Genomic DNA, 25,201 nt, shown 5'->3' with positions numbered 1-25,201 from the left:
CGCGCCTTCACCTGAGCGGTCATGGAATTCATTCGTCGTCGTATCGAAACACAGGTCATGAGCCTGAGCGGCTTGTCCCTGGGCAAGCTCGATCTGGAAAATCCCAAGGGTGATCCCGGCCTGTTCGGCCCGGATTCGGTCAGTTGGCAGGTGCATGGCGACTTCAGCAGTATGTTGATCGGCGGCATCAGCGCCTTGATGCTGCAGGCCCTGCATCCGCTGGCCCTGGCCGGTGTCTGGGATCACTCGAACTTTCGCGAGGACATGCTCGGCCGCCTGCGACGCACCGGACAGTTCATTTCCGGCACCACCTTTGGCTCGCGGCAGGACGCCGAGTGGCTGATCGACAAGGTTCGCACTATCCACCTGCAAGTGGTCGGCACCGCGCCCGATGGCCGGCCTTATGCCGCCAGCGATCCGGATCTGCTGACCTGGGTGCATGTGGCCGAAGTCAGCAACTTCCTCGCAGCCCACCTGCGTTACCGCAACCCGAATCTGTCACTGGCCGATCAGGACCGCTATTACGCGGAAATCGCCCTGGTCGCCGAACGTCTTGGCGCCCGAAACGTGCCGCGCTCTCGAGAGGAGATCGCCGACTACCTTGTACGCATCCGCCCTCAGCTGTTGTGTGACAAACGCAGCCACGAGGTACTGCGCCTGCTGCTGGATGCGCCTTCACCCAGCCAGTTGGCCAAACCCTTCGGCGCGCTGATGATGCAGGCCGGTATCGACCTGTTGCCGGACTGGGCCAGCGACATGCTCGGTGTCAGCCAGGGCCCGACGCAACGCAAGCTGATCCGTGCCGGCGTCAAGCGCAGTGCGCCGCTGCTGCGCTGGGCCGTGCGCAACGGCTCAGTGCACCGCGCCAGACGGCGCATGGGCTTGCTGACCTGAAACCGGCGCTGTGACCTTGTGGGAGCGGGCCTACCCCACTGCCAGTTAACAGCAATTTATGGTCGGACGATCAACTGTGGCGAGGGGGCTTGCCCCCGCTGGGGCGCGCAGCGGCCCTAAAATCTGCAAACGTGTTGTATCAAGCATGCCGCAGCCATCGACGTTACGACTGCTTCGCAGCCGAGCGGGGGCAAGCCCCCTCGCCACAGGTATCCACTCGGCTGAAGTATCGTGTTAACTGACCGGTATTGGGACAAGCCAGCGAAGGCGGCCTCCAGAACACCATTGCCCTCCAGCCGGTCGCCCTTAGCTGTTAAACTCTCGCGCCAAATCCCCCTGCAAGGCGCCCAGCATGTCTTCCTTGAATCAGGCGCTGCGCGCCGCTCTCGATCATCGCCAAGACCTGCTGGCCGAGCTGCATCAGCAAGGCACCGACTGCTATCGGCTGTTCCACGGCAGCCAGGAAGGCGCCGCGGGCCTGACTATTGACCGTTACGGCCCGCAACTGCTGGTGCAAAGCTTCCATCAGTCGCTGGAGCGCGACGCACTCCTGCAACTGCACGAAACCGTCAATCAGCACCTCGACCTGCACAGCTTGCTGGTTTACAACGACCGTTCCAAGGGCAATTCGCGCATCGATCGGGACGACCCGGTCTACCGTGCCGAAGACGCTGCGCTGGAAGATCTGGTCGGCCACGAATGGGGCCTGAACTATCGGGTCCGCGGCCGCCACGCAGGGCAGGACCCACTGCTGTTTCTCGACCTGCGCAATGCCCGCGGCTGGGTCAAGGAACACAGCGCCGGAAAAAGCGTGCTGAACCTGTTCGCCTACACCTGTGGCGTCGGCTTGAGTGCCGCCGCCGGCGGCGCCAGCGAGGTGTGCAACCTGGACTTTGCCGAGGGCAATCTGGCGGTCGGCCGTGAGAACGGTCAACTCAATCCACAATTGCCGAAGATGCAGTTCATCCAGTCCGACTATTTTGCCGCGATCCGCCAGCTGGCCGGTTTGCCGATCATTCAGCGTCGCCACAAATTACCGAGCTACCCACGCCTGGAACAGCGCCAGTATGACCTGGTCCTGCTTGACCCGCCCGCGTGGGCAAAAAGCGCGTTCGGCACCGTTGATCTGTTGCGCGACTATCAAAGCCTGCTCAAACCGGCCCTGCTGACCACCGCGGAAAATGGCGTGCTGATCTGCTGTAACAACCTGGCAAAGGTCGCCATGGACGACTGGCGTGAACAGGTTTTGCGCTGTGCCGAAAAAGCCGGACGACCGGTGCGCGACTGGCAGGTACTGTCTCCAGGCAGCGATTTCCCGTCTCTGGATCAGCAACCGCCACTGAAAACCTTGATCCTGCAACTCTGACTCAGACAAGTCTTACACGAATAAAGGCAGTTACTTCGGAACCGGAATCGCATGCCATACTCCAACGCACCTCCGATCCAGATAGATGACGCCTCACATGCCCAAAGGATTGATCCGCGCCATTGGCGCCGTGTTGACCGCTCTCGCCCTGTATAGCTTGCTGGGGTTTCTGATTTTGCCGGGCATTGCCTTGCGGATTGCCAATCAGCAATTGGCCAACTACGCAACGGTACCGGCTAGCATCGATCGGATCGAGCTCAACCCGTTCAGCCTTGAATTGAATCTGTGGGGGCTGAAAATCGGCGAGCCGGGCAAGGAGCAAGTGGCGTTCGAGCGGCTTTACGCCAACCTGCAACTCGATAGCCTGTGGACCCGCGCCCTGCATCTGGCCGATGTCGAACTGCTTAACCCCAAGAGCGAGATCCTCTTCGCCAAGGACGGCAAGCTCAATCTGGTCCAGCTGTTCAAGCTGCCGACCAGCGAGCCGACCCCGCCCGACCCAGAGAGCAAGCCATTTCCGCTGCGCATCGAACGGATCAAGCTGGCCGGCGGCTATGTGCACTTTCAGGATGTACGTCCCAGCGAACCGATCGAATTTCTCTACGACAAGCTCGATTTCGAGCTGAAAAACCTCAGTACGTTGCCCGACGATAACGCCGACATGACGCTGGTCGCCGTCGGTCCCCACGGTGGGCAGATCGACTGGACCGGCAACTTCAGCCTGGTGCCGATTGCCTCCGAAGGTAAGCTCAAAGTTACCAACGGCCAGATGAAAGCCTTGTGGCCTTACGTGCGCGATGCCGTGCCGCTGGTGCTGGAAAACGGCGTGCTGAACCTGAGCACCGATTACAAACTCAGCCTCTCCAAAGAAACCGAACTGCTCCTGAGCAACGCGTCCCTGAGCATCGCGCCCTTCGCCATCAAGGCCCCGGATGGTCGACCGCTGGCGCGCCTCGCTCGGCTGGACGTCAGCGAGACCACGGTCGATCTGGCCAAACAGCAAGTGGTGGTCGGCAAGATCCGCAGCCAGAAACTGGAAACCTGGGCCGCTCGCGAAGCCGATGGTCAGCTCGACTGGCAGAAGCTGTTCGCCAGCCAACCGGCCAAACCCGCAGCACAACCCGCACCCGCCACTGCGTCTCCCAAGCCCGAGCCGACGGCACCCAGCAAGCCATGGCAGGTACTGCTCAAGGATGTGCAACTGCGTGACTACCGGGTTCATTTGGCTGACCGCCAGGCACAACCTGCGGTGGAGCTGGAACTTGGCCCGCTGAACCTGGACCTGCAGAACTTCGACAGTCTCAACCGGTCGCCTTTCACCCTCAAGCTCGATAGCGGGCTCGGCAAGCAAGGCAAGCTCCAGGCCAGCGGCGAAGTCAACCTGAACCCGGTCAGCGCCAAACTGCAGGTGCAGACCAAAGACATCGACCTGCGCGTCGCCCAGTCCTATATCAGTCCGTTCATTCGTCTGGAACTGCGCAGCGGCATGCTTGGCAGTGATCTGGCGGTCGATCTGAAAAGCACCGAGCCGCTGGCGTTCAACGTCACAGGCCGGGCCCAGGTCGATCAGTTGCACACCCTGGACACCTTGAAGACCCGCGACTTCCTCAAATGGCAGCAACTGGTGCTCGAAGGGCTGAATTATCAACATGGCGACAGCCTGTCGATCACCAAGGTCAATCTGTTGCAGCCCTACGTGCGTTTCATGATCAACGAGGATCGCACCACCAACATCGATGACCTGCTGATCCCGCAACCTGCGGACAGCGCCAGCAAAGGCGCGGCGAAACCGGCCGCCAGCCAGGAAAAACCGTTGGGCATTCATATCGGTGGAATTGCCATCAACGATGGTTCAGCCAACTTCGCCGACTTCAGCCTGACGCCCAATTTCGCCACCGCCATTCAACAGCTCAATGGCCAGATCGGCACCATCGACAGCCGCCAGACGAAGCCGGCGAATGTGGATATCAAAGGCAAGGTCGACCGTTATGCACCGGTTACCATCAAAGGCAGCGTGAATCCGTTCGACCCGATGGCCGCGCTGGATATCGCCACCAGCTTCAAACGCGTCGAGCTGACCACCCTGACCCCCTATTCGGGCAAGTTCGCGGGCTTTCGCATCCGCAAGGGTCGACTCAATCTCGACCTGCACTACAAGATCATCGAGGGCCAGTTGACCGCCGAAAACAAAGTGGTGGTCGAGCAACTGCAACTGGGTGAGAAAGTCGACAGCCCGGATGCCGTGGATCTGCCGATTCGCTTGGCGATCGCACTGCTCAAAGACACTGACGGCAAAATCTCTATCGAGCTGCCCGTCAGTGGTGACTTGAACAACCCACAATTCAGTGTGATGCCGATTGTCTGGCAGACCCTGCGCAATCTGGTATTGCGCGCCGCTCAAGCGCCGTTCAAGTTCATTGGTGGCCTGGTCAGCGGTGGCGGCTCCGAGGACCTCGGCACAGTGGCGTTTGCCCCGGGCTCCAGTGACCTGAGCAAAGACGCCGAATCAGCCTTGACCAAACTGGCCAAGGCCCTCAAAGAGCGGCCAGCCCTGCGCCTGGAGATTGAAGGCACCAGCGCGCAAACCAGTGATGGCCCATTGATCGCCGAACAGCGGCTCGAACGTGAGTATCAGTACAACTATTACAAGATCCTCCAGCGTCGCGGTGACAAGGTCCCGGCCCAGGCCTCGCTACTGGAGGTTCCGGAGGATGAGAAAGCCCCGCTGCTCGAAGGCATCTACCGTATCCGCCTGAAAACCCAGCCACCGGTCGAATGGACACAACTAAGCCGCGATGAACGCACGGCAAAACTGCGCCAGGGCGTGATCAAGTTCTGGAGCGAAAGTGAAGTTCTCCTGCGCCAATTGGGACAAGATCGCGCCAGCAGCATCAAGGATTACCTGGTGGATAAAGGTCAGCTGGCCGATGACCGCGTGTACTTCATCGACGCCAGCCTTGGTCAGGCGCAAAGCGATGGGCGGGTGGTCACGCCGCTGCACCTGGAGGCGGAGTGATCATTGCCGCCCGATCGTTCCTCGGCCTGACATTGGCGCTTACCGCCAGCCAGGCACTGGCGGCCGATACCCTGCGCTGTGGCAGTCAATTGATCAGCGTGGGAGACCGTTCCAGCGAGGTTTTGCAGAAGTGTGGCGAGCCGGTTTCCCGTGATGTTCTGGGCTATAAACGCAGCGCCAACAGGCGTGAAGAGTTTCAGGTCGAGGAGTGGGTATACGGGCCGAACAGCGGCATGTATCAGTATCTGCGCTTTGAGGGCAATCGACTGGTGCAGATCAATAGCAAGCGCGGCAACTGATACCTCCCCCTGCCATCCACTCGCAACTTTCCTGCCCCCCAAATAGCACAGGCCCCGACACGAATGCCAGGGCCTGTAATGACCACATCCTTGTGGTCTTTCGCATGAACTTTAAAGGGAGGACCGGCGTATTACTGAATCGCCTGCCGTCCCTCTTCTCCCGGTCCAGGCGAGAAGCTTGAATCTTATTCGGACTTCAGGCCATCAGCCGAAACCGCTTGAACACCTTTGATTTTCTTGGCAATAGCGACTGCCGTTGCTTTCTGTGCGTCAGTTAACGCAACAGTAGAGGACAGCGATACCACGCCCTTGTTGGTTTCGACTTTGATGTCGGTACCAGGAATACCTTTTTCGGTGACCAGGTCAGCCTTCACTTTGGTGGTGATCCACGTGTCGGAAGCAGCTTCCTCGACCTTGGTGACTTCACCTGCCGCGAGGACCATGGGAGCCTGAGTAGCTTGAGTAGTCTGGGCAAATGCGCCATTGGCCACGGTCAGGGTCAGAGCGGTAGCAGTTGCGGCAGCGATTGCGAACTTCTTCATATGAGTAACTCCTGTTCTTCCAGAAAAATCTGCACCCGCATACAGCTTGCGGTTTTTTGGCGCCGACACACAGTGCCGGAGCCTGTAATAAACACATCCCTGTGGTCTTTCGCATGAACCCTTGGAAGGAAGGACCGGCGGATGACCGGGTCATCGCCTATCACCTCTCTTCTCCCTGTCCAGGCGACAAGCTTGAGCCTTATTTGGTTTTCAGGCCGTCAGCCATAACGCCTTTGACACCTTTAATACTCTTGGCGATGGCGATTGCCTTGTCTTTCTCTGCTGGAGTCACCGGATCAGTCGAAGTCAGGGACACAACACCATCCTTGGTATCGACGTTGACACCGATGCCGGGAACATCTTTTTTGGCCATCAGTTCAGTCTTCACTTTGGTGGTGATCCAGGCATCCGTAACATCTTCCTTCGCTTCGGTCATTTCACCTGCAGCCACAACCATAGGCGACTGAGAGGTTTGAGTTTGCGCAAATGCAACGTTGGCCAGGGTCAGGGTCAGAGCGGTAGCAGTTGCGGCAGCGATTGCTAACTTCTTCATTTGAGTAACTCCTGTTCATCCAGAAAGTCTGCGCCATGTCCGGTCTGCAGGGTTACTAGTGATGTTGCAGGCGCTGTGCCAACTAACGATTAGAAAATAAAACTTTATAAATCAATCAGTTATAAAAACCATCCAAATCCGAAATCGTGCAGATTGCATGACTTGAACCTAATCTGCATGCAAGTTGCGGGTTTTCAAGGAAACCTAACATGCTGAATTACCGACTTATTCCAATGGGTTCTTTGGATGGGACGTTACCGAGATAAAAATAGCTCCCGTCGAATCAGATATTAAAAAAAATGCCCCGTCAGACGGGGCATTTTGATTAAACCATACGATTAGCCCGCTGCCGGCGCTGCCGCCGCGGTGCAGCCTTTTGGAGTGTATTCCTCCGTCACACCAGTAGCGCAGGTCCAACCGTTTGATGTGCGCGAGAGCGTGATGGTTTTGCCCAGCACCGGGCCTGGAGCATTGGCAATGGTGCAGACGATTGTGCCAACACCCGTACTGGCTGTACCCGATGCGGTAATCGCGCAATTGGAGGTCGATGCGGTGCCGCCTATCGAAGCCAGGTCCGGGTTTGTCCCCTGGTTGATGATGTCTTCAAAAGGAACTTTCAAGGCGGAGATCTCCGCCAATCCAGCGGTAACCTTGGCTCTGGCCTGATACTTGGAGTACGCCGGTATCGCAAACGTGGCCAAAATGCCGATGATCGCTACCACGATCAACAGCTCAATCAAGGTAAAACCCTTTTGAGTATTCATAGACAAGTTCCAAGCATTAAGTGAAGTCTCATCACCTTAACAGGTTTAAAGCACAGCACCTGCCAGACCGATAAGCCCCTTTCCAGCAGGCGAGCATAGGCGATGGCGCACCGCCATCACCGCAAAAACTGCGCAATGTGAGTTTTTTGTCACCTTACCTCCGCGATTAGGCTCATCCGCCGGACTAGGCTATAAGTCTTTGACTGTTTGCGTTTGGTACTCGAATGAATGACATCGCCCTTTCCGGTCTGGCCAAGCAATTGGTGCTGGCCGAACTGCTCACCGACAAAGGTGCGCAAGCTGTGCAGTCACTGCAAAAAGGACATCGAGGTTCCTGGCGAGACGCAGCTCAAGGAAGGATTTGCCGAGGAACATATCGGCACATTCAAGATCTATGAGCCGGTCGGGTGTGACTTCTGTAACAGCGGGTACAAGGGGCGAGTGGGAATCTATGAGGTGGTGAAGAACACGCCGCAGCTGCAACGTTTGATCATGGCAGAAGGCAATTCACTGGAGATCGACGCCCGGATGCGCAAGGACGGTTTCAACGACTTGCGTACCTCCGGCCTGCTCAAGGTCATGCAGGATATTACCAGCCTCGAGGAAATCAACCGGGTCACCAAGGATTAATCAATGGCGGTCAAAGCAGTAAAAGTCAGTGTTTACACCTGGGACGGCACCGACAGGAAAGGCACCAAAATGACCGGTGAACTGAGCGGTCATAACCCGGCGCTGATCAAGGCGCAGTTGCGCAAGCAAGGTATTACTCCGGGCAAGGTACGCAAGAAAAGCGGCTCGATCTTCAGCGCTGGCAAACGTATTAAACCCCTCGATATCGCCCTGTTCACCCGTCAAATGGCAACCATGATAAAAGCCGGAGTGCCATTGCTGCAGTCCTTCGACATCATCGGCGAGGGTTTCGATAACCCGAACATGCGCAAGCTGGTGGACGAGGTGAAACAGGAAGTCGCCGCTGGCAACACCTTTGCCGCTGCGCTGCGCAAAAAACCCCAGTATTTCGATGATTTGTACTGCAACCTGGTGGACGCCGGTGAACAGGCCGGGGCCCTGGAAACCTTGCTGGAGCGGGTGGCGACCTACAAGGAAAAGAGCGAAAGCCTCAAGGCCAAGATCAAGAAGGCCATGACCTATCCCCTGGCGGTGATCTTCGTTGCAATCATCGTGACCGGCATTCTGCTGATCAAGGTGGTTCCGCAGTTCAAAACGGTATTTAGCGGTTTTGGCGCAGAGCTTCCAACCTTCACCCTGATGGTCATCGCCCTCTCCGAGTTCATGCAGCAATGGTGGTGGCTGATACTGATCGGGATCGCCGCCGCCCTATTCGGTTTGCGCCATGCACGCCAACGCTCTCAACGCTTTCGCGACTGGCTGGACGTCAACCTGTTGAAACTGCCACTGGTGGGCGCGCTGTTGTACAAATCAGCTGTGGCCCGTTATGCCCGCACGCTGTCCACCACCTTTGCCGCTGGAGTTCCGCTGGTCGAAGCCCTGGATTCGGTGGCTGGCGCCACGGGTAACGTGGTGTTCAAGAACGCGGTCAATCGCATCAAGCAGGATGTCTCGACCGGCATGCAGCTGAATTTTTCCATGCGCACCTCCGGGATCTTTCCGAATATGGCGATCCAGATGACTGCCATCGGCGAAGAATCCGGGGCACTGGACGATATGCTGGAAAAGGTCGCCACTTATTACGAGGGCGAAGTCGACAATATGGTCGATAACCTGACCAGCCTGATGGAGCCATTCATCATGGTGATTCTTGGTATCGTCGTCGGCGGTCTGGTGGTTGCCATGTACCTGCCTATCTTCCAACTTGGCTCTGCGATCTGAATATGTCCTTGAGCGATTTTCTGGCCAACGATCCGCTGGCCTTTGTTTTATCAGCGCTGGCCCTGGGCCTGATCGTCGGCAGCTTCCTCAACGTAGTGATCTGGCGCCTGCCAAAAATGCTCGAACGCGAATGGCGGGACCAGGCCCAGGATGTGCTGGGACTACCCGCGGATCCTCCCGGCCCGACCTACAACCTGCTGCTACCGCACTCCCAATGCCCGCACTGCGCGCACCCAATCCGTCCCTGGGAAAACATTCCGCTCCTCAGCTATCTGCTGCTCCGGGGCCGCTGTTCGAAGTGCAAGGCACCGATCAGCAAACGCTACCCGCTCACCGAACTGGCCTGCGGCCTCCTGAGTGCCTTCGTCGCCTGGCATTTCGGTTTTGGCTGGCAGGCGGGGCTTGCATTGATTCTGAGTTGGGGTTTGTTGGCGATGAGTCTGATCGACGCCGATCATCAATTGCTGCCGGATGTGTTGGTGCTGCCGTTGCTCTGGCTGGGCCTGATCGTCAATAGTTTCGGTCTGTTCGCATCGCTGCATGACGCGCTGTGGGGAGCGGTCCTCGGCTACCTGAGCCTGTGGTCGGTGTATTGGCTGTTCAAGCTGCTCACCGGCAAGGACGGCATCGGCTATGGCGACTTCAAACTGCTGGCGCTGCTCGGTGCCTGGGGCGGCTGGCAAGTTCTGCCGCTGACGATTCTGCTGTCGTCCCTGGTCGGTGCGGTGCTGGGGCTGATTTTATTGCGCCTGCGTGAGGCGAAAACTTCGACGCCTATCCCTTTCGGTCCTTATCTGGCAATTGCCGGCTGGATTGCGTTGCTCTGGGGTGGTCAAATAACCGACTCCTATTGGCAGTTTGTCGGTTTCAAATGACTAGCTCTGTTCTCAAACCCTGGATTCTTGGCCTGACCGGCGGCATCGGTAGCGGTAAAAGTGCCGCGGCCCAGCACTTCATCGATCTGGGCGTGCACCTGGTGGACGCCGATCATGCTGCCCGCTGGGTGGTCGAACCGGGACGTGCGGCACTGGCGCAGATCGCCGAGCACTTCGGTCCCGGTGTGCTGCAACCAGACGGCCAGCTGGATCGCGCGGCGCTGCGCAAACTGATCTTCGAAGTGCCTGATGAACGGCGCTGGCTCGAATCCCTGCTGCACCCGCTGATCGCAAAGGAGATCGCCAGTCATCTGGCACGCGCCGAGTCGCCTTATGCGATTCTGGTTTCACCGCTGCTGATCGAGTCCGGGCAGTACGCGCAGACTCAACGTATTCTGGTGATCGATGCGCCAGAACGGCTGCAAATCGAGCGAACCCTGCAACGCGACCAGACCAGCGAGCAGCAGGTCCAGGCGATTCTCAAAGCCCAGGCCAGCCGCGAGGATCGCTTGCGCCATGCCAATGACGTGCTGGTCAATGATCGCGATCTAAACTGGTTGCATAGCGAGGTCGAACGCCTGCATCACTTTTATCTTACTTTGCGTGGAGGCCAGTCATGAGCCAACCCCTGACCGTCGAATGCCCAACCTGCGGCGCTCCAGTGGAATGGAGCGCCGCCAATCCCGACCGGCCGTTCTGTTCGCAGCGCTGCAAACTGATTGACCTGGGCGCCTGGGCGTCTGAAGAGCACAAGATCCCGGTCAGCCCGGATGCCGAAGACGAGATGTTCTCAGAGGACTTCGATCCTCGTAGGCACTAATCAGACAATCACGGTCGCATAAACCCGTGTTCCCGGCTTTCGTCGAGGTTCTCGGCCAGAAACTGCAACTCATCCGCCAGATCCTCGACGCTGCGCACGCCTTTGCTCTGCTGCACCACGGCACTGAGCAAGGCGCGCAGACTCAACCCCGGGTCAAACCCCACTTCCTGCGCCGAATCCAGACTCCTGCGCAGTTCCTGTCTTGCCCACTCATAGACGCTCATGTTCGTGCTCCTGAAGATTTTCCAGAGCATGCAGGGCTTGATAAGTTCGGTCCTTGATGTGGATCAAGGTCGTCACCGCCCTGACTCGTCGTCCTTCCAGGGTGCCGACAGGTAGCGCGTGCGATTGAAAGTCTCCAGCCACTCGGGGCAGAACACCACCAACGCGCTGACCACCATGCCGTTGATAAAGGCCTCGGGAAAAATGATCAGCCACAGATAGCCGACAAAGTCTTCAAGCCATTCCGGCATGGCGAAGCGCCCGTCGAACCACAGCACACCGAGGGCCAGCAGCAGGCACAGCAACGCCGAGAGTGCCGCGGCAAAAAAGCCCGAGCAAAAGATATATACGAAGGGATTACGCGGTTGCGCCCGCTCGACAAGGATTGCGCAACACTCGGTGACCAGCACCGGTAGCAGGACCAGCAAAGCGCCATTGACCCCGACTGCCGTCAGATCCTGACGCCCCAAAGCCACCAGGCCGAGTTGCGCGACCAGGCCGCCGACGATTGCCAGTGGCCAGTCCAGCAGCAAGGTCACCGCGGTCATGCCGATCAGGTGATAGGACACACCGGTATCGAAGTCCTGGCGCACCAGCCACAGCACAAACAGCGTGAACACCGTTCCGAATAGCAGATGCTGACGCCGACGGTCAGTGAACAGTTCGACCCAAGGCGCACGCACTATCGCCCAGGCCAGCACCGGCGCATAAATCAGCCAGCCGACCGTGAGGGTTTCCGGCGCCAGTACCTGTGCACTGATCATGCTCGGGTTTGCTCCGGTGCCGCGCCCATTTCCAGCGCCTGCGGCCACAATGGCACAAGGCTCAGTAACACCACTGGGCAAAACTTCACGTCAGACTCCTCGCGCCACCGGAACTAGTGGTCAGTCTACACCGCCCTTCCCGCCTCCTTCGATCGAGTCTGGCCCTGAATTCTCAAGCCCAGTGCCGCGGATCGTTCATCACCGTTTCGTGTTCGGCAAATAGCCTGGGCAACTCGGCTTTCAGAAAATCCACCCAGGTTCGAACCTTGGCATCGAGAAAGCTGCGCGACGGATAGACCGCATAGACATTGCGCTCCCGCGGACGATAGGCGGGCAGCAGGCGCACCAGCCGGCCCTCACTCACCGGCTGCGTCGCGCTATAAAACGGCAGCAGACTGATGCCCATGCCGGCTTCAGAAGCCTTGACCATCGACTCGGCGACATTGCACTGAAAGGTCTTGCCGGGAATGACGCAATGTTCACCCTGCTCGTCATGGAACAGCCACTGATCGCTGTACAACGGGTCAAGCATGCGTAAACAGCGGTGCTCGTTCAGCTCCGCCGGGTTGCTCGGAACCCCGTGGCGTCGCAGGTACTCCCGTGAGGCGCAGGGCACGCTGTAAATCTGCCCGATGGCTTGGGCGACAAATTGTGAATCGGCCAGTTCCTGGGCAATCGAGATGACCACGTCATGACCTTCTTCCAGCAGGTCGGGATTGCGTTGCGAAAGGGTCAATTCGAACACCACATCGGGGTAGAGCTCAGAGTATCGAGCGATCAGCGGAGTAATCAACACGCCCAGGGCGTTCATGCTGTGGACCCGCAAGCGGCCGCTGGGTTTGAGATGGGCGCCGCGGGCTTCGGCAGTGGCCACGTCCATTTCCTCGAGTATCTGCCGGCCACGCAACAGAAATCGTTCGCCAGCGTCGGTCAAGCCCAGACGCCGGGTGGTGCGTTGCAGCAGGCGCGCTTGCACATGCTGCTCCAGATCGGCGACCAACCGCGAAACCTGCGCGGTCGATAAGTCGAGCGCCTGCGCTGCTGCGGTAAAACTGCTGCTGTCCACCACGCGGACGAATACCCGCAGGCTATTGAGCAAATCCATTATTTCTCCAGCTTTGACTGTTGCGCTTCATGTAAGGCTGCATCAAGCAAAGCCCTCTTTATCCACAGCAGGCGAGGAATAGACTTCAGACATCAGGATCACCACGGAGAACAATGAAATGAAAACCTTGATCAGCCTGCTGCTGGCAGTCATGGCCACCTCGGTCATGGCGGCCGACAACGAACAAGCCCCGGCCACTGTCTACAACCCGGTTCAGCCACCGGATATCGCCAAGGTAATCTCGGTAACGCCCACTTCCAATGCCTGCGAAGTGGTGCCCGCGACCATGATTTATGTCGATCACCAGGGTCAGACCCATCGCCTGGATTACCACGTAATGGGCGGCTGCTGGGGCAACTCCTGAGCATTTCTTGAGAAGCTCAAGAGTAGACCAGGACGGTGGGCAGTACGATTCACGAGACTATCTGTTTCGCCTGCAATGCCAACTGATGCAGACTGGCCAGACGCTGCATGATGCGTTCGACCACTTCCACCCTGGCGGTCGCACCGCTTTTAAGTTCGCCCATCGAGTGCAATGCGACCTCGGCCTTTTCCAGGCCCAGGCGCGTCGAACCCGCCAAATGTTCAATACCCTGCCGCGCATTCTCGGCAGACTGTTCCAGGCCGGTGGCAATCTGCCGGATCTGCGCACTGGAATCGGCGGCCTGGCGCGACAGATTGCGCACCTCGTCCGCCACCACCGCAAATCCCCGCCCATGAGCGCCGGCCCGCGCCGCCTCGATGGCAGCATTCAAGGCCAGCAGATTGGTCTGCCGGGCGATGTCCTGAATGCTCCCGACAATGGCGCCGATACGGACCGACTGACTGCCCAACTCGTTGAACACCTGATCCAGCCCCTGCATGTAGAGGTTGAGATCGCCAAGCACGGTCGCCGAAGACTGCATGCTTTGCGCACTCGACTTCACCCGCTCGCCCGCAGCCCTCGCCAACTGATCGGCGAAACGCATGTCTTCCTCGGTCTGCAACACCGCCTGGGTCAATTGCTCCAGGGTGGCCTGCACCTCGCCCGGCCACAGCGGTTCGGGCATCTGCGCCGCAGGCTGGACAACAGCCACCGGCGCGCTGAATACGGCCACCTCCAGCTCGCGCTCTGGCGGATCCTGTAACACTACTGTCGGCTGGCGATGATAAAGCGCCGCCGCGAGCAGCAATGCGAGGTTGATCCCGCTAGCCAGCAGCAAGCGCCCGCTATCGCCCCAGGCCAATACTAAAGCCCCCACGCCCGCGATGATCAGCAGCAGACCCGCCGAGAGTTTAGCTGTCATATGAATCTCCATGCCGATCAGAGCAGCGTCCAGGTGTAACTGAGGATCAAGCGGTTTTCGTCGATATCGCTGCGGTAGTTGGAACGTGCCATGACATTGCGCACTCGCATCCCGAGCCCCTTCAAGGTTCCACTCTGCACCACATAGCCGATATCCAGATCGCGCTCGCGATCCTTGCCTTCGAAGCCCTTGCCGGTGTCGACGTTATTACCGGTGATGTAACGCACGGTGCTGGTCAGGCCAGGCAACCCCAACGCCGCAAAATCGTAGTCATAGCGCGCCTGCCAGGAACGCTCATCGGTGAAGGCGAACTCATAGGTCGGTACTTCGTTGCCCAGCGGCGAGATGTTGGCGAATACCCGCGGAAAGGCACTATCGCCATACATGCCCTGATAGCCGACATAGAAGGTATGGCCGCCGCGTTTTGCCGAGAGCAAGGAGAAAAACGCCTGGTTATCAATGTTGCCCAGCAGCTTTTTGCCGTCCTCCCTGGAGTCGAAGTAACCGAGATTGGCACCCAGGGTCCAGTCACCGAACGGCTCGCTGTGCTTGAGGCCGAGGAAGCGCTGATTATAAATATCCTCCAGCTGCCCATACCAGGCACTGACCGAGGTGCGTTTGTCATTGAAGGCGTAATCGCCGCCGGCAAAGTTGAAGCCGTCACTGCTGACCTGACGTTGCGGTACATGACCGAGCATCGCCTGCATTTTTTCGTCGCCGGCCTCGTTGCGCAGGCTGGTTGAATTCAAATGACCGCCCTGCAAGGTCAGACCGTTGATCTCGGCGGAGCTGATGCTCGCCCCCTGGTAGCTGGGGGGCAGCAAGCGAATATCGCTGAATACCAGCACTGGTACATTGGGCTGCAACTCCCCGACCCGCACCTCGGTCTTCGAGTATCGCAGCTTCAGTGCGCCCTCCAGACGGCTGTACTCATCCGCCGCGCGGCCATCGCTCTGCACCGGCAACAGCCCGGTGTTGACCCGGTCGGGGCTGCTGTCGAGCTTGATCCCCAATAAGCCAATGACATCCACGCCGACGCCGATCGGCCCCTGGGTGTAACCCGATTTGACGTTGAGGATAAAACCTTGCGCCCACTCCTCGGCCTTCGACTGCTGGTTGGCCCCGACAATGTCGGAAAAATCGCGACTGAAGTAATAATTGCGGGCCTGCAGGGTAGCGCTGGCATCCTCGATGAAGCCGCTCTCGGCGGCCACAAGGCTGCTGGAAAAACCCAAGGCGAGAGCCAGGGACAACACTGAACGAGTTGCTTGGAAAGTCTGTTTCATCGTTTTGCTCTTATTGTTATTGATCGACAGGTTGCAGTGCTCCACCCGGGCCTCTTTCGCTGCGGGTGGTGGTGGACTTCAGCGCGCCACCTCCTGGCCGCGGGTTGCCGGAATCGCGGGGACCGGTCGCCGGGCACTCAACACCAGGTGCGCGGCGATGCCGAAAATCAGCCCCCAGAAAGCCGCGGACAAGCCGAACAGCGACATCCCCGATGCGGTGACCAGAAAGGTCACCAACGCTGCCTCGCGGTCATCCGGTACCGCCATGGCACCCGCCAGAGCGCCGGCAATCGCGGCGAACAGCGCCAGCCCGGCCAGGGCCGCAATCAACTCTTTGGGGAAGGCGGAAAACAGCGAGACCAGGGTGGCGCCGAAGATTCCCAGCAGCAGGTAGCAAAGGCCACCCACGACCCCGGCGACATAGCGCTTGCCAGGATGTTCATGGGCCTCACGCCCGGTGCAGATGGCGGCGGTAATCGCTGCCAGATTCAGCCCATGGCAGCCGAACGGTGCCAATAGCGCAGTACCTAGCGCGCTGCTGGCAATGATCGGGCTGGCCGGCGTGGCATAACCGCTGGCCCGCAGCACCGCCATGCCCGGAACGAATTGGCCGGTCAGTGCCACCATCACCAGCGGCAAGGCGATGTTCAGGGTCGCGCTCAAGCTGAACTGCGGGGTGATCCACACCGGTGTAGCCAGACCAATCACCAGCGCCTCGCGATGCAGGTCCCCGGCGATAAAGGCAATGGAGCAACCGACCAACAGCACCATCAACACCGCATAACGCGGCATCACCCGCTTGCACACCAGGTAAGTGGCGAACATCGCCAGCACCAGCAACGGCTTGCCCTGCAAGGAAACGAACAACCCGGTGCCGAAGCTGAACAGAATGCCCGCCAGCATCGCCGCGGCGATCGCGGAGGGCAGCTTGCTGATAATGCGATCGAAGGCCCCCGACACCCCCACCAGAAAGATGATCAAACTACTGACCAGGTAGGCGCCCACCGCTTCCTCCATGGAGATCCCGGGCAGCAACGCCACCAGCAATGCCGAGCCGGGTGCCGACCAGGCAATGATCACCGGCACCCGATAACGCAGGCTCAGGCCGATACCCAGCACTGCGCTGCCAATGGAAATCGCCCAGACCCAGGACGACAGCACTTCCCGGGACAGCTGGGCGGTTTCGGCCGCCTGGAAAATGATCACCAGGGGACCGGCATAGGAGATCACCGTGGCGATAAACCCGGCGACCGCCGCGGACAGGGAGAAGTCGTGGAAAAATGCTTTCATGAAACCTCGCCGCACGATTCATCAGGCGATCCCTGGCACGCGGCCTGGATGCTCTTGTCTGGGGAAAAATCGAGTCGTTCAGGAGCAACCGGCGGCACGGCAGTTTGCCGCACCACCGGTCGTCAGACTCAAGCGCTGGTCGTCGATAGCGTCGACGCAACGCTACGGGCAGAGCGTTGGCTGCTGATGGCGAACAAGGTCATGGCGATGGCAGCGATAGCCCCCGGCACGGCGAAGGCCATGAAGTTGAGTTGCAATGGCAGACTGATGCCCAGCAGCGCGCCGCCCAGCAGCGGTCCGACGATGGCACCGTTGCGGCCGATACCCGAGGCCCAGCCCAGGCCAGTGGAGCGGATGGTCATGGAGTAGAACTGCGCAGCACAGGCATACAGCAGAATCTGCGAACCGATGGTGGTCGCACCGGCGATGGCGATCAGCAGGTACAGCACGGGTGTCGGGCTCTTGAAGCCGAGCAAGGTGATCGACACTGCGGCAATGGTGAAGAACACCGCCAATACTCGCGGCAGGTTGAGTTTGTCGCCCAGCACGCCGCCGCCTACCGCACCGAAGATTGCGCCGAAGTTCAGCACCAGCAGGAAGGACAGGCTCGAGCCCAGGCTGTAGCCGGCATTAGCCATCAACTTCGGCAGCCAGGAGCTCAGGGCGTAGACCATCAGCAGGCAGCAGAAAAACGCCACCCAGAGCATCAGTGTGCGCATTGCCCGACCTTCACGGAACAGTTGCAGAACCGGCGTGCCGGTGCCCTTTACATCCGTCATGTGCAGCTGGTCGGTGGCTTGCGCGACATACGCCGGGTCGATCCGTTTGAGGATGTTGCGTGCCTCCTCATTGCGCCCCTGGCGCAGCATGAAGCCCACCGACTCGGGCAGGAAGTACATGATCAGTGGTAGCAGCAGCAATGGCAGCGCCGCCACATAAAACACCGACTGCCAACCGAAGCTGGGAATCAGCACAATACCCAGGCCTGCAGAGAGCATGCCGCCCACCGAGTAACCACTGAACATGATGGCCACCAGGGTGCTGCGGATTTTCTTCGGCGCGTACTCGTTCATCAGCGCCACCACATTGGGCATCACGCCGCCAATGCCGAGCCCGGCAATGAACCGGCAAATACCGAACTCTGTCGGGTTACTGGCAAAACCATTGAGTACGGTGAAACCGCTGAAGAGCATCACGCACATGGTGATGGCTTTTTTGCGGCCGATCTTGTCCGAGAGCGGGCCGAAAAACAGCGCCCCGAACATCATGCCGAACAACGCATAACTGCCTAGCGCGCCGGCTTCAAGTGGGGTCAAGCCCCACTCCTTCATCAGCATCGGCAGAACTACCCCGTAAATCACCAGGTCGTAGCCATCGAAGATGATGATCAGGGCACACCAGAACAGCACCATCCAGTGGAAGCGATTGAACCGGGCTTTGTCGATAACCTCATGTACGTCGATATTCCGCATGGCATCTGTCTCTTGTTGTTGTTTTTTGAACGACGGACGAGAACTCCATCGTTTTTTTTATGCAGGCCATGTGAGGGTATGGAGACAAAACAACCTGCAATATCCGATTTGTGCAGATCGCTATCCGTTTTGTGCACAGGGGCGCTCAAGGGCCCAAGGTCGGGAATTTCGCCCCGAGAGCCGGAGCGTCTTTGTTTTTGTGCGACAGAAAGTATTCTTTCGGATCACATTTGGACGCTAAGCTTGGGCTATGGATGACTCAGATTATTTACGCCTGCTTACCATCGCGGCCGAACAGGCCAATGCGTTCCTGTCCAATGCCCGCAAATGGGAGCGTGAGCGTTGGGTCTGCCAACGCCTGCTGCAAGGCTTGAACATCCCCTATCGCGTCGACGAATTTGCACCCGCTGCGGAACCGCCGGACGTGCTGTTCCGTGACGCCAGTTTCGAGGTGTTCTTCGTGCTCGATGAAGGCCGCCGCCTGAACGATGAGTGGCGAGATGAGCTGCAGCGCCGGCGCAGTGCGTTTTCCCTGAGTCAGCTGGTGCGCCGCGAAGCCAAACCGAGGCGTATTCCAGCCAACGAGTTCTTGTTGCGACTGGCGCCGACCCTGCGCAAAAAAGCGCATAACTACAAGGAACGCGGCATGGACCTGGGTGAGCTGGACATCATCGCCTTTGCCAGCCTCAAGCGGGAAGTGCTCGACCTCAACAGCCACTTCCCGCCGCCAACCGAGTATCTGCGCCAGGGCTGGCGCTCGCTGTCGCTGGTCGGCCCGACCTTCGCCCGTGTGCTGTTCGCCCACCCGGACGCGCCCGATTTCCTGCGCAACAACCTGGGGCGCAGTATCGTCTTCGACGTCGGTATCAGCCTGTGAGTCCGCTGCAAGCGTTGCTTGCCGATGTACCCCAGCAAGGCCGGGTGCGCTGGATTGGCGTGCGACCCGAGTCGCGTTCGGCGATGGTCGAACTGGAAGTGGTCGAAGCTCGCCGCGAAGCCGGCCTCACCGGCGATCACGCACGCCCCGGGGCGCGCAATGCGCGACAGGTGACCTTGATGCAATGGGAGCACTTTGCCGTTATCGGCTCGTTATTGGGTCGTTCGGCGGAGCAACCGGTGACCCCACTGGATTTGCGCCGAAACCTGGTGATCAGCGGGATCAATCTATTCAGCCTCAAAGGCCGGCGCTTCAAGATCGGCCAGGCGATTCTGGAAACCACCGGCTGGTGCCAACCCTGCGCCCGTCTGGAGCAACGCCTCGGCCACGGGACCTTTCAGGCCGTTCGCGGACATGGCGGAATCACCGCGCGAGTGATACAAAGCGGGATCATTCGCCTGGATGACCGGGTCTGCGTCGAGCCGCTGCAAACGAGCGGCTATGCTCCGTTCCATGCCGGATAACTCTGTGCTGTAGCTTCTATACATTTCGCAACGTCTACCTGACGAGGCCTTTATGACCAGCCGCCTGAACCCCGACGACCAAAAGCATGTCGAAGAGTACCTGCAACTGTCCCAGAACCGAGTCGAGCGCCGGCCTTTCCGGCCATGGCTGCTCCTCGTGGTGGTATTGGCAGCGACTATTGGCCTGGGTTTGCTGAGCCGACTTTTGAGTTACTTGACGCTATGAGCTGCGTGGCGCTCGCTCGGGTAACTGCACCGATTTCTTTTAGCCTTGCGAGATATCCCCATGACCCATCGTATTGTCATCGTTGGCGGCGGCGCCGGCGGTCTGGAGTTGGCTACCCGTCTGGGTAAGACTCTGGGCAAGCGTGGTACGGCCAGTGTGCTACTGGTCGACGCGAACCTGACCCACATCTGGAAACCGCTGTTGCATGAAGTGGCGGCAGGTTCCCTGAACTCTTCCGAAGACGAACTCAACTATGTTGCCCAGGCCAAATGGAACCACTTCGAGTTCCAGCTGGGGCGCATGAGCGGGCTCGATCGCGCACAGCGGAAAATCCAGCTGGCGGCCACTTACGACGAAGCCGGCCTGGAACTGGTGCCGGCGCGCGAAGTGCCTTACGACTCACTGGTAATCGCTGTCGGTAGCACCACCAACGATTTCGGCACTCAGGGCGCGGCGCAACACTGCCTGTTCCTTGACACCCGCAAACAGGCCGAGCGCTTCCATCAGCAATTGCTCAATCACTACCTGCGCGCCCATGCCGGGCAAACCGACAAGGTCGAGCAGATCAGCGTGGCCATTGTCGGCGCCGGTGCCACGGGCGTCGAGCTGGCGGCCGAGCTGCATAACGCGGCCCATGAACTGGCAGCCTATGGTCTGGACCGGATCAAGCCGGAAAACATGTACATCACCCTGATCGAAGCCGGTCCGCGGGTCCTGCCGGCACTGCCGGAGCGCATTGGCGGGCCAGTGCATAAAACCCTGGAGAAACTCGGGGTCACGGTACTGACTAACGCAGCGGTCAGCGAAGTCACTGCCGAGGCGCTGATCACCAGCAGCGGCCAGGTGATTCCTGCCAGCCTGAAGGTGTGGGCTGCGGGGATTCGTGCCCCAGGCTTCCTCAAGGACATCGACGGTCTGGAAACCAACCGGATCAACCAGTTGCACGTCTTGCCGACCCTACAAACCACCCGTGACGAAAACATCTTCGCCTTCGGCGATTGCGCAGCCTGCCCGCAGCCAGGCACCGATCGCAACGTGCCGCCACGGGCGCAAGCGGCACATCAGCAGGCCTCGCGGCTGACCAAATCGCTGAAATTGCGCATCGAAGGCAAGGCGCTGCCGGAGTACAAGTACACCGATTATGGCTCGCTGATTTCGCTGTCGCGTTTTTCGGCTGTGGGTAACTTGATGGGCAATCTGACTGGCAGCGTGATGCTCGAAGGCTGGCTGGCGCGGATGTTCTATGTGTCGTTGTACCGAATGCACCAGATGGCGCTGTATGGCGCCTTCCGCACGGCGATGCTGATGCTCGGCAGCAAGATCGGGCGCGGGACCGAGCCGCGGCTCAAGTTGCACTGACATTTTCGGCGTCTGACAGGGCCTCATCATAGGCAGGCCCTGATTGGGGCGCCCCAAAAAGATCGCAGCCTGCGGCAGCTCCTACGGTTTATGTACCCTTCGCTTGCCTTGCCCGAGCAAGGCACCGCCTGCTTCGGTTACCGCCGCACTTACGTGGCGTCCTTTATCGAGCGGTTGTGTCGTGCGATTTGAAATGTCCCGGCAAATCTCGGAACAAGAGGCGTTCGATAACGTGAAAGCCAACTACGAAACCAATGGCAAAAAAATGCCGAAGGGCTTGTTCGAACACCTGAAAGACTATAGCTAAGACCTGAAGCAACCCACGCCCCGCTTCTCTCCCCAGAGAAACGGGGCTTTTTTTACGTTTGCATAAGGCAAAAAAAATCCCCGTATCTTTCGATACGAGGATTTTTAATATGGTCGGGGTAAGGGGATTCGAACTCCTGACATCCTGCTCCCAAAGCAGGCGCGCTACCGGACTGCGCTATACCCCGGTAAAAAAAAGGCACCTTTTAAAGGCGCCTTCTACGATCAGCGCTTTTGGCCTCTGATCTTAAGATTCGATTCCAGCGCTAACTGGTTTCAAAAATGGTGGGTCGTGTGGGATTCGAACCTACGACCAATTGGTTAAAAGCCAACTGCTCTACCAACTGAGCTAACGACCCAAAAATGGTCGGGGTAAGGGGATTCGAACTCCTGACATCCTGCTCCCAAAGCAGGCGCGCTACCGGACTGCGCTATACCCCGGTTTGAAATTGGCTCCGTGACCAGGACTCGAACCTGGGACCCAATGATTAACAGTCATTTGCTCTACCGACTGAGCTATCACGGAACTACATATTTCAATTACAACATTTACCGCTACTTCGCTCTCTTCGACCCGTTCGCATCGCTGCGTTCGTGTGTCTGAGGCGCGCTATTCTACAATTTTAAATCACCCTGTCAACCCCTTAAATTGCTTTCAAGACAATGATTTGCGTCTTGTTTCAGATTTCTCCTTGGGGAGAAGAAACCCTGGGGGGTGACATGCTGCGGGGCGCACTTTACAAGCCTTTTCCTTATAGTTCAATGCCCTAACGAAAAAAAGGCCTCGCAACGCGAGGCCTCTCTTCTTATCGAGCCGCCAAGGCTCAGTTGAAGACTATTTCGTCGTTCGCCACCGTGGCTGTCACAGTGACCCCAGGCAAGAAACTGCCGGAAAGGATCAGTTGCGCCAATGGGTTCTCGATCCAGCGCTGGATCGCTCGCTTGAGCGGACGTGCACCGTAGACCGGGTCGTAACCGACTGCGATCAACTTATCCAGCGCCTCGCTGTTCAGTTCCAGCTTCAGCTCACGCTCGGCCAAACGGCTGCGCAGGCGGCCCAGCTGGATTTCGGTGATGCCAGCGATCTGATCCCGGGCCAGAGGCTCGAAGATCACCACTTCATCGATCCGGTTGATGAACTCCGGACGGAAGTGGCTGGACACCGCATCCATCACCGCGGCCCGCTGCGCTTCACGATCTCCCACCAGCTCCTGGATCTGTACCGAGCCCAGGTTTGAGGTCATCACGATCACGGTATTGCGAAAATCCACGGTTCGCCCGTGACTGTCGGTCAGCCGACCGTCTTCCAGGACTTGCAACAACACGTTGAACACGTCCGGATGGGCCTTCTCGACCTCGTCCAGGAGGATCACCGAGTACGGCTTGCGACGCACTGCCTCGGTCAGATAACCGCCTTCCTCGTAGCCTACGTAGCCTGGTGGCGCACCAATCAGCCGCGCCACGGAGTGCTTCTCCATGAACTCGGACATATCGATCCGCACCATCGCCTCTTCAGTATCGAAGAGGAACTCGGCCAGCGCCTTGCACAGTTCGGTCTTACCCACACCGGTCGGGCCGAGGAACATGAACGAGCCGCTTGGGCGGTTCGGATCGGACAACCCGGCACGGGAACGGCGTACGGCGTTGGATACCGCGATCACCGCCTCGTCCTGGCCGATCACACGCTGGTGCAGCAGACTTTCCATCTTCAACAGTTTGTCACGCTCACCTTCGAGCATTTTCGACACTGGAATACCGGTCCACTTCGAAACGACTTCGGCAATCTCTTCCTCGGTCACTTTGCTGCGCAGCAACTGGTTTTCGCTTTTGCCATGCTGATCGACCATTTGCAGGCTGCGCTCCAGGTCGGGGATCACCCCATACTGCAGCTCGGCCATGCGGTTGAGGTCGCCTTTGCGGCGCGCGGCTTCCAGTTCCTGGCGGGACTGTTCGATTTTCTGCTGGATCTGCGCCGACCCCTGCACTTCGGCTTTTTCCGAAGCCCAGATTTCTTCCAGGTCTGAATACTCGCGCTCGTGCCGGGCAATTTCTTCCTGCAGCTTTTCAAGACGCTTCTTCGCCGCTTCGTCGTCTTCTTTCTTCAGCGCCTGGACTTCAACCTTCAGTTGAATCAAACGCCGCTCCAGACGATCCAGTACTTCCGGCTTGGAGTCGATCTCCATGCGAATGCGGCTGGCCGCTTCATCGATCAGGTCGATAGCTTTGTCGGGCAACTGGCGGTCGGTGATGTAACGATGGCTCAGCTTGGCCGCGGCAATGATCGCACCGTCAGTAATCGCCACCTTGTGGTGGACCTCATAACGCTCTTTCAAGCCGCGCAGGATCGCAATGGTGTCCTCTTCGTTCGGCTCGTCGACCAGAACCTTCTGGAACCGCCGCTCGAGCGCTGCGTCCTTCTCTACATATTGGCGGTACTCGTTAAGCGTGGTCGCGCCGACGCAATGCAACTCACCTCGCGCCAAAGCCGGCTTGAGCATATTGCCAGCATCCATCGAGCCCTCGGCCTTACCGGCGCCGACCATGGTGTGCAGTTCGTCGATGAACAGGATGATCTGCCCTTCCTGCTTCGACAGCTCATTGAGCAACGACTTCATGCGCTCTTCGAACTCGCCGCGGAACTTGGCACCGGCAATCAGCGAGCCCATATCCAACGAAAGCAGGCGTTTGCCTTTTAGGCCATCCGGCACTTCGCCGTTGATGATTCGTTGCGCCAGGCCTTCGGCGATCGCGGTTTTACCCACACCTGGTTCGCCGATCAGTACCGGGTTGTTCTTGGTGCGGCGTTGCAGGACCTGAATGGTCCGGCGAATTTCGTCGTCACGGCCAATCACCGGGTCAAGCTTGCCTTCTTCGGCGCGCTTGGTCAGGTCAACGGTGTATTTGTCCAGGGCCTGGCGCGACTCTTCGTGGTTGGGGTCATTGACCGCCTCACCACCGCGCAGGTTGTTGATCGCATTTTCCAGGGCTTTCTTGCTGACGCCCTGCCCCAGCAGCAATTTGCCGAGCTTGCTGTTCTCGTCCATGGCGGCGAGCAGCACCAGTTCGCTGGAAATGAACTGGTCGCCTTTTTGCTGCGCCAGGCGATCGGCCTGATTGAGCAGGCGCGCCAGATCCTGCGACATGTTCACATCGCCGGTCGGGTTCTGGATTTTCGGTAGACGGTCGAGCTCTTTGGTCAATTCTTTGCGCAGGCTATTGATGTCAAAGCCCACTTGCATCAGCAACGGTTTGATCGAGCCGCCCTGCTGTTCAAGCAGTGCTTGCATCAAGTGCGCAGGTTCAATGCCCGGATGATCGAGGCCGACCGCCAGAGACTGGGCATCGGACAGGGCTAACTGTAACTTGCTGGTTAATCGGTCTATACGCATGGGTCACCTTCCTAGTTGAGCAGGCCGGTCATGGACACACCTAAATGAAGAAACCTGCCAGATACCTCACTAGATGCGGTCGATTCTGGAAGATTCAAGCGGCGCCGGGTTGACG

24 protein-coding genes, 4 tRNA genes and 2 pseudogenes are annotated in these 25,201 nt (G+C 58.8%); 15 read left to right on the top strand and 15 right to left on the bottom strand.

Annotation, left to right across the window (positions count from 1 at the left end; translation table 11 throughout):
* The first annotated feature begins 21 nt into the window (after positions 1-21).
* The 4 genes from AC3IUA_RS03730 to AC3IUA_RS03715 all read left to right on the top strand — a co-directional run bounded on the left by AC3IUA_RS03730 (position 22) and on the right by AC3IUA_RS03715 (position 5,575).
* A complete protein-coding gene (locus tag AC3IUA_RS03730) occupies positions 22-894 on the top strand; it encodes an oxygenase MpaB family protein (protein ID WP_489359180.1) in 873 nt (290 codons plus the stop codon).
* A 352-nt stretch (positions 895-1,246) separates the two neighbouring features.
* Complete coding sequence (locus AC3IUA_RS03725) at positions 1,247-2,260, top strand: class I SAM-dependent rRNA methyltransferase (protein WP_489359179.1); 1,014 nt, start codon at positions 1,247-1,249, stop codon at positions 2,258-2,260.
* 97 nt (positions 2,261-2,357) lie between these two features.
* The gene (locus tag AC3IUA_RS03720) at positions 2,358-5,276 is read left to right on the top strand and encodes a DUF748 domain-containing protein (RefSeq protein WP_489359178.1); all 2,919 of its coding nucleotides are present in this window, start codon (positions 2,358-2,360) and stop codon (positions 5,274-5,276) included.
* Positions 5,277-5,278: 2 nt separating this feature from the next.
* On the top strand, positions 5,279-5,575 hold the full coding sequence (locus AC3IUA_RS03715) for a DUF2845 domain-containing protein (protein WP_489362223.1): 297 nt from the start codon (positions 5,279-5,281) through the stop codon (positions 5,573-5,575).
* Between the two features lie 185 nt (positions 5,576-5,760).
* Here AC3IUA_RS03715 and AC3IUA_RS03710 read toward each other — a convergent pair whose 3' ends face one another.
* The 3 genes from AC3IUA_RS03710 to AC3IUA_RS03700 form a co-directional block, all read right to left on the bottom strand.
* Positions 5,761-6,117: a BON domain-containing protein gene (locus AC3IUA_RS03710; RefSeq protein WP_489359177.1), complete on the bottom strand. Its 357-nt coding sequence runs from the start codon at positions 6,115-6,117 to the stop codon at positions 5,761-5,763.
* 199 nt (positions 6,118-6,316) lie between these two features.
* Positions 6,317-6,670: a BON domain-containing protein gene (locus tag AC3IUA_RS03705; RefSeq protein ID WP_489359176.1), complete on the bottom strand. Its 354-nt coding sequence runs from the start codon at positions 6,668-6,670 to the stop codon at positions 6,317-6,319.
* A gap of 338 nt (positions 6,671-7,008) precedes the next feature.
* Entirely contained in the window at positions 7,009-7,434 is a 426-nt protein-coding gene (locus AC3IUA_RS03700; RefSeq protein WP_489359174.1) for a pilin, read from the bottom strand.
* A 294-nt stretch (positions 7,435-7,728) separates the two neighbouring features.
* Between AC3IUA_RS03700 and AC3IUA_RS03695 the strand changes: the two are divergent.
* From AC3IUA_RS03695 to yacG, 5 genes and pseudogenes are all read left to right on the top strand, one after another.
* A pseudogene (locus tag AC3IUA_RS03695) lies at positions 7,729-8,064 on the top strand (ATPase, T2SS/T4P/T4SS family); the annotation flags it as partial.
* 3 nt (positions 8,065-8,067) lie between these two features.
* Positions 8,068-9,285, top strand: coding sequence for a type II secretion system F family protein (locus tag AC3IUA_RS03690; RefSeq protein WP_489359173.1), 1,218 nt, complete (start codon positions 8,068-8,070; stop codon positions 9,283-9,285).
* A 2-nt stretch (positions 9,286-9,287) separates the two neighbouring features.
* A complete protein-coding gene (locus AC3IUA_RS03685; RefSeq protein WP_489359172.1) occupies positions 9,288-10,160 on the top strand; it encodes a prepilin peptidase in 873 nt (290 codons plus the stop codon).
* The gene (gene coaE, locus AC3IUA_RS03680; protein ID WP_489359171.1) at positions 10,157-10,780 is read left to right on the top strand and encodes a dephospho-CoA kinase; all 624 of its coding nucleotides are present in this window, start codon (positions 10,157-10,159) and stop codon (positions 10,778-10,780) included. Before AC3IUA_RS03685 ends, coaE begins: the two co-directional genes overlap by 4 nt.
* Positions 10,777-10,980 carry a DNA gyrase inhibitor YacG gene (gene yacG, locus AC3IUA_RS03675; RefSeq protein WP_150803319.1) on the top strand — a complete coding sequence of 68 codons (204 nt, stop codon included), beginning with the start codon at positions 10,777-10,779 and terminating at the stop codon, positions 10,978-10,980. Before coaE ends, yacG begins: the two co-directional genes overlap by 4 nt.
* 8 nt (positions 10,981-10,988) lie before the next feature.
* Here the strand turns inward: yacG and AC3IUA_RS03670 are convergent, their stop codons facing one another.
* The 3 genes from AC3IUA_RS03670 to AC3IUA_RS03660 form a co-directional block, all read right to left on the bottom strand.
* Positions 10,989-11,204, bottom strand: coding sequence for a hypothetical protein (locus AC3IUA_RS03670; protein ID WP_489359170.1), 216 nt, complete (start codon positions 11,202-11,204; stop codon positions 10,989-10,991).
* Positions 11,205-11,276: 72 nt separating this feature from the next.
* Positions 11,277-11,966 carry an energy-coupling factor ABC transporter permease gene (locus tag AC3IUA_RS03665; protein ID WP_489359169.1) on the bottom strand — a complete coding sequence of 230 codons (690 nt, stop codon included), beginning with the start codon at positions 11,964-11,966 and terminating at the stop codon, positions 11,277-11,279.
* Between the two features lie 172 nt (positions 11,967-12,138).
* Complete coding sequence (locus tag AC3IUA_RS03660; RefSeq protein WP_489359168.1) at positions 12,139-13,071, bottom strand: LysR family transcriptional regulator; 933 nt, start codon at positions 13,069-13,071, stop codon at positions 12,139-12,141.
* A gap of 118 nt (positions 13,072-13,189) precedes the next feature.
* Between AC3IUA_RS03660 and AC3IUA_RS03655 the strand changes: the two genes are divergently transcribed.
* Positions 13,190-13,435 carry a DUF2790 domain-containing protein gene (locus AC3IUA_RS03655; RefSeq protein ID WP_489359167.1) on the top strand — a complete coding sequence of 82 codons (246 nt, stop codon included), beginning with the start codon at positions 13,190-13,192 and terminating at the stop codon, positions 13,433-13,435.
* Positions 13,436-13,484: 49 nt separating this feature from the next.
* Here AC3IUA_RS03655 and AC3IUA_RS03650 read toward each other — a convergent pair whose 3' ends face one another.
* The 4 genes from AC3IUA_RS03650 to AC3IUA_RS03635 form a co-directional block, all read right to left on the bottom strand.
* The gene (locus tag AC3IUA_RS03650; protein WP_489362221.1) at positions 13,485-13,934 is read right to left on the bottom strand and encodes a methyl-accepting chemotaxis protein; all 450 of its coding nucleotides are present in this window, start codon (positions 13,932-13,934) and stop codon (positions 13,485-13,487) included.
* Between the two features lie 440 nt (positions 13,935-14,374).
* Entirely contained in the window at positions 14,375-15,643 is a 1,269-nt protein-coding gene (locus tag AC3IUA_RS03645; protein ID WP_489359165.1) for an OprD family porin, read from the bottom strand.
* A gap of 78 nt (positions 15,644-15,721) precedes the next feature.
* On the bottom strand, positions 15,722-16,933 hold the full coding sequence (locus tag AC3IUA_RS03640) for a benzoate/H(+) symporter BenE family transporter (protein WP_489359164.1): 1,212 nt from the start codon (positions 16,931-16,933) through the stop codon (positions 15,722-15,724).
* Between the two features lie 128 nt (positions 16,934-17,061).
* Positions 17,062-18,405 carry an aromatic acid/H+ symport family MFS transporter gene (locus tag AC3IUA_RS03635; RefSeq protein WP_489359163.1) on the bottom strand — a complete coding sequence of 448 codons (1,344 nt, stop codon included), beginning with the start codon at positions 18,403-18,405 and terminating at the stop codon, positions 17,062-17,064.
* A gap of 250 nt (positions 18,406-18,655) precedes the next feature.
* Between AC3IUA_RS03635 and AC3IUA_RS03630 the strand changes: the two genes are divergently transcribed.
* From AC3IUA_RS03630 to AC3IUA_RS03610, 5 genes and pseudogenes are all read left to right on the top strand, one after another.
* Positions 18,656-19,282, top strand: a complete 627-nt coding sequence (locus AC3IUA_RS03630) for a DUF1780 domain-containing protein (RefSeq protein WP_150643345.1) — start codon at positions 18,656-18,658, stop codon at positions 19,280-19,282.
* A complete protein-coding gene (locus AC3IUA_RS03625; RefSeq protein WP_489359162.1) occupies positions 19,279-19,806 on the top strand; it encodes an MOSC domain-containing protein in 528 nt (175 codons plus the stop codon). Before AC3IUA_RS03630 ends, AC3IUA_RS03625 begins: the two co-directional genes overlap by 4 nt.
* Before the next feature lie 52 nt (positions 19,807-19,858).
* The gene (locus AC3IUA_RS03620) at positions 19,859-20,032 is read left to right on the top strand and encodes a DUF3094 family protein (protein ID WP_489359161.1); all 174 of its coding nucleotides are present in this window, start codon (positions 19,859-19,861) and stop codon (positions 20,030-20,032) included.
* Between the two features lie 60 nt (positions 20,033-20,092).
* Positions 20,093-21,391, top strand: coding sequence for an NAD(P)/FAD-dependent oxidoreductase (locus AC3IUA_RS03615; RefSeq protein WP_489359160.1), 1,299 nt, complete (start codon positions 20,093-20,095; stop codon positions 21,389-21,391).
* A gap of 205 nt (positions 21,392-21,596) precedes the next feature.
* Positions 21,597-21,698 (top strand): annotated as a pseudogene (locus AC3IUA_RS03610) (EF-hand domain-containing protein); the annotation flags it as partial.
* Positions 21,699-21,808: 110 nt separating this feature from the next.
* On the opposite strand, the gene AC3IUA_RS03605 reads toward AC3IUA_RS03610, so the two are convergent.
* The 5 genes from AC3IUA_RS03605 to clpB form a co-directional block, all read right to left on the bottom strand.
* Positions 21,809-21,885, bottom strand: a tRNA-Pro gene (locus tag AC3IUA_RS03605).
* A 95-nt stretch (positions 21,886-21,980) separates the two neighbouring features.
* Positions 21,981-22,056, bottom strand: a tRNA-Lys gene (locus AC3IUA_RS03600).
* Positions 22,057-22,061: 5 nt separating this feature from the next.
* Positions 22,062-22,138, bottom strand: a tRNA-Pro gene (locus AC3IUA_RS03595).
* Between the two features lie 9 nt (positions 22,139-22,147).
* Positions 22,148-22,223, bottom strand: a tRNA-Asn gene (locus AC3IUA_RS03590).
* A 298-nt stretch (positions 22,224-22,521) separates the two neighbouring features.
* Complete coding sequence (gene clpB, locus AC3IUA_RS03585) at positions 22,522-25,086, bottom strand: ATP-dependent chaperone ClpB (RefSeq protein ID WP_489359159.1); 2,565 nt, start codon at positions 25,084-25,086, stop codon at positions 22,522-22,524.
* Positions 25,087-25,201 lie beyond the last annotated feature (115 nt).

The sequence above is a fragment of the Pseudomonas sp. KH_050 genome, from assembly GCF_057838875.1.
This window is presented reverse-complemented; position numbering and strand designations above follow the sequence as displayed.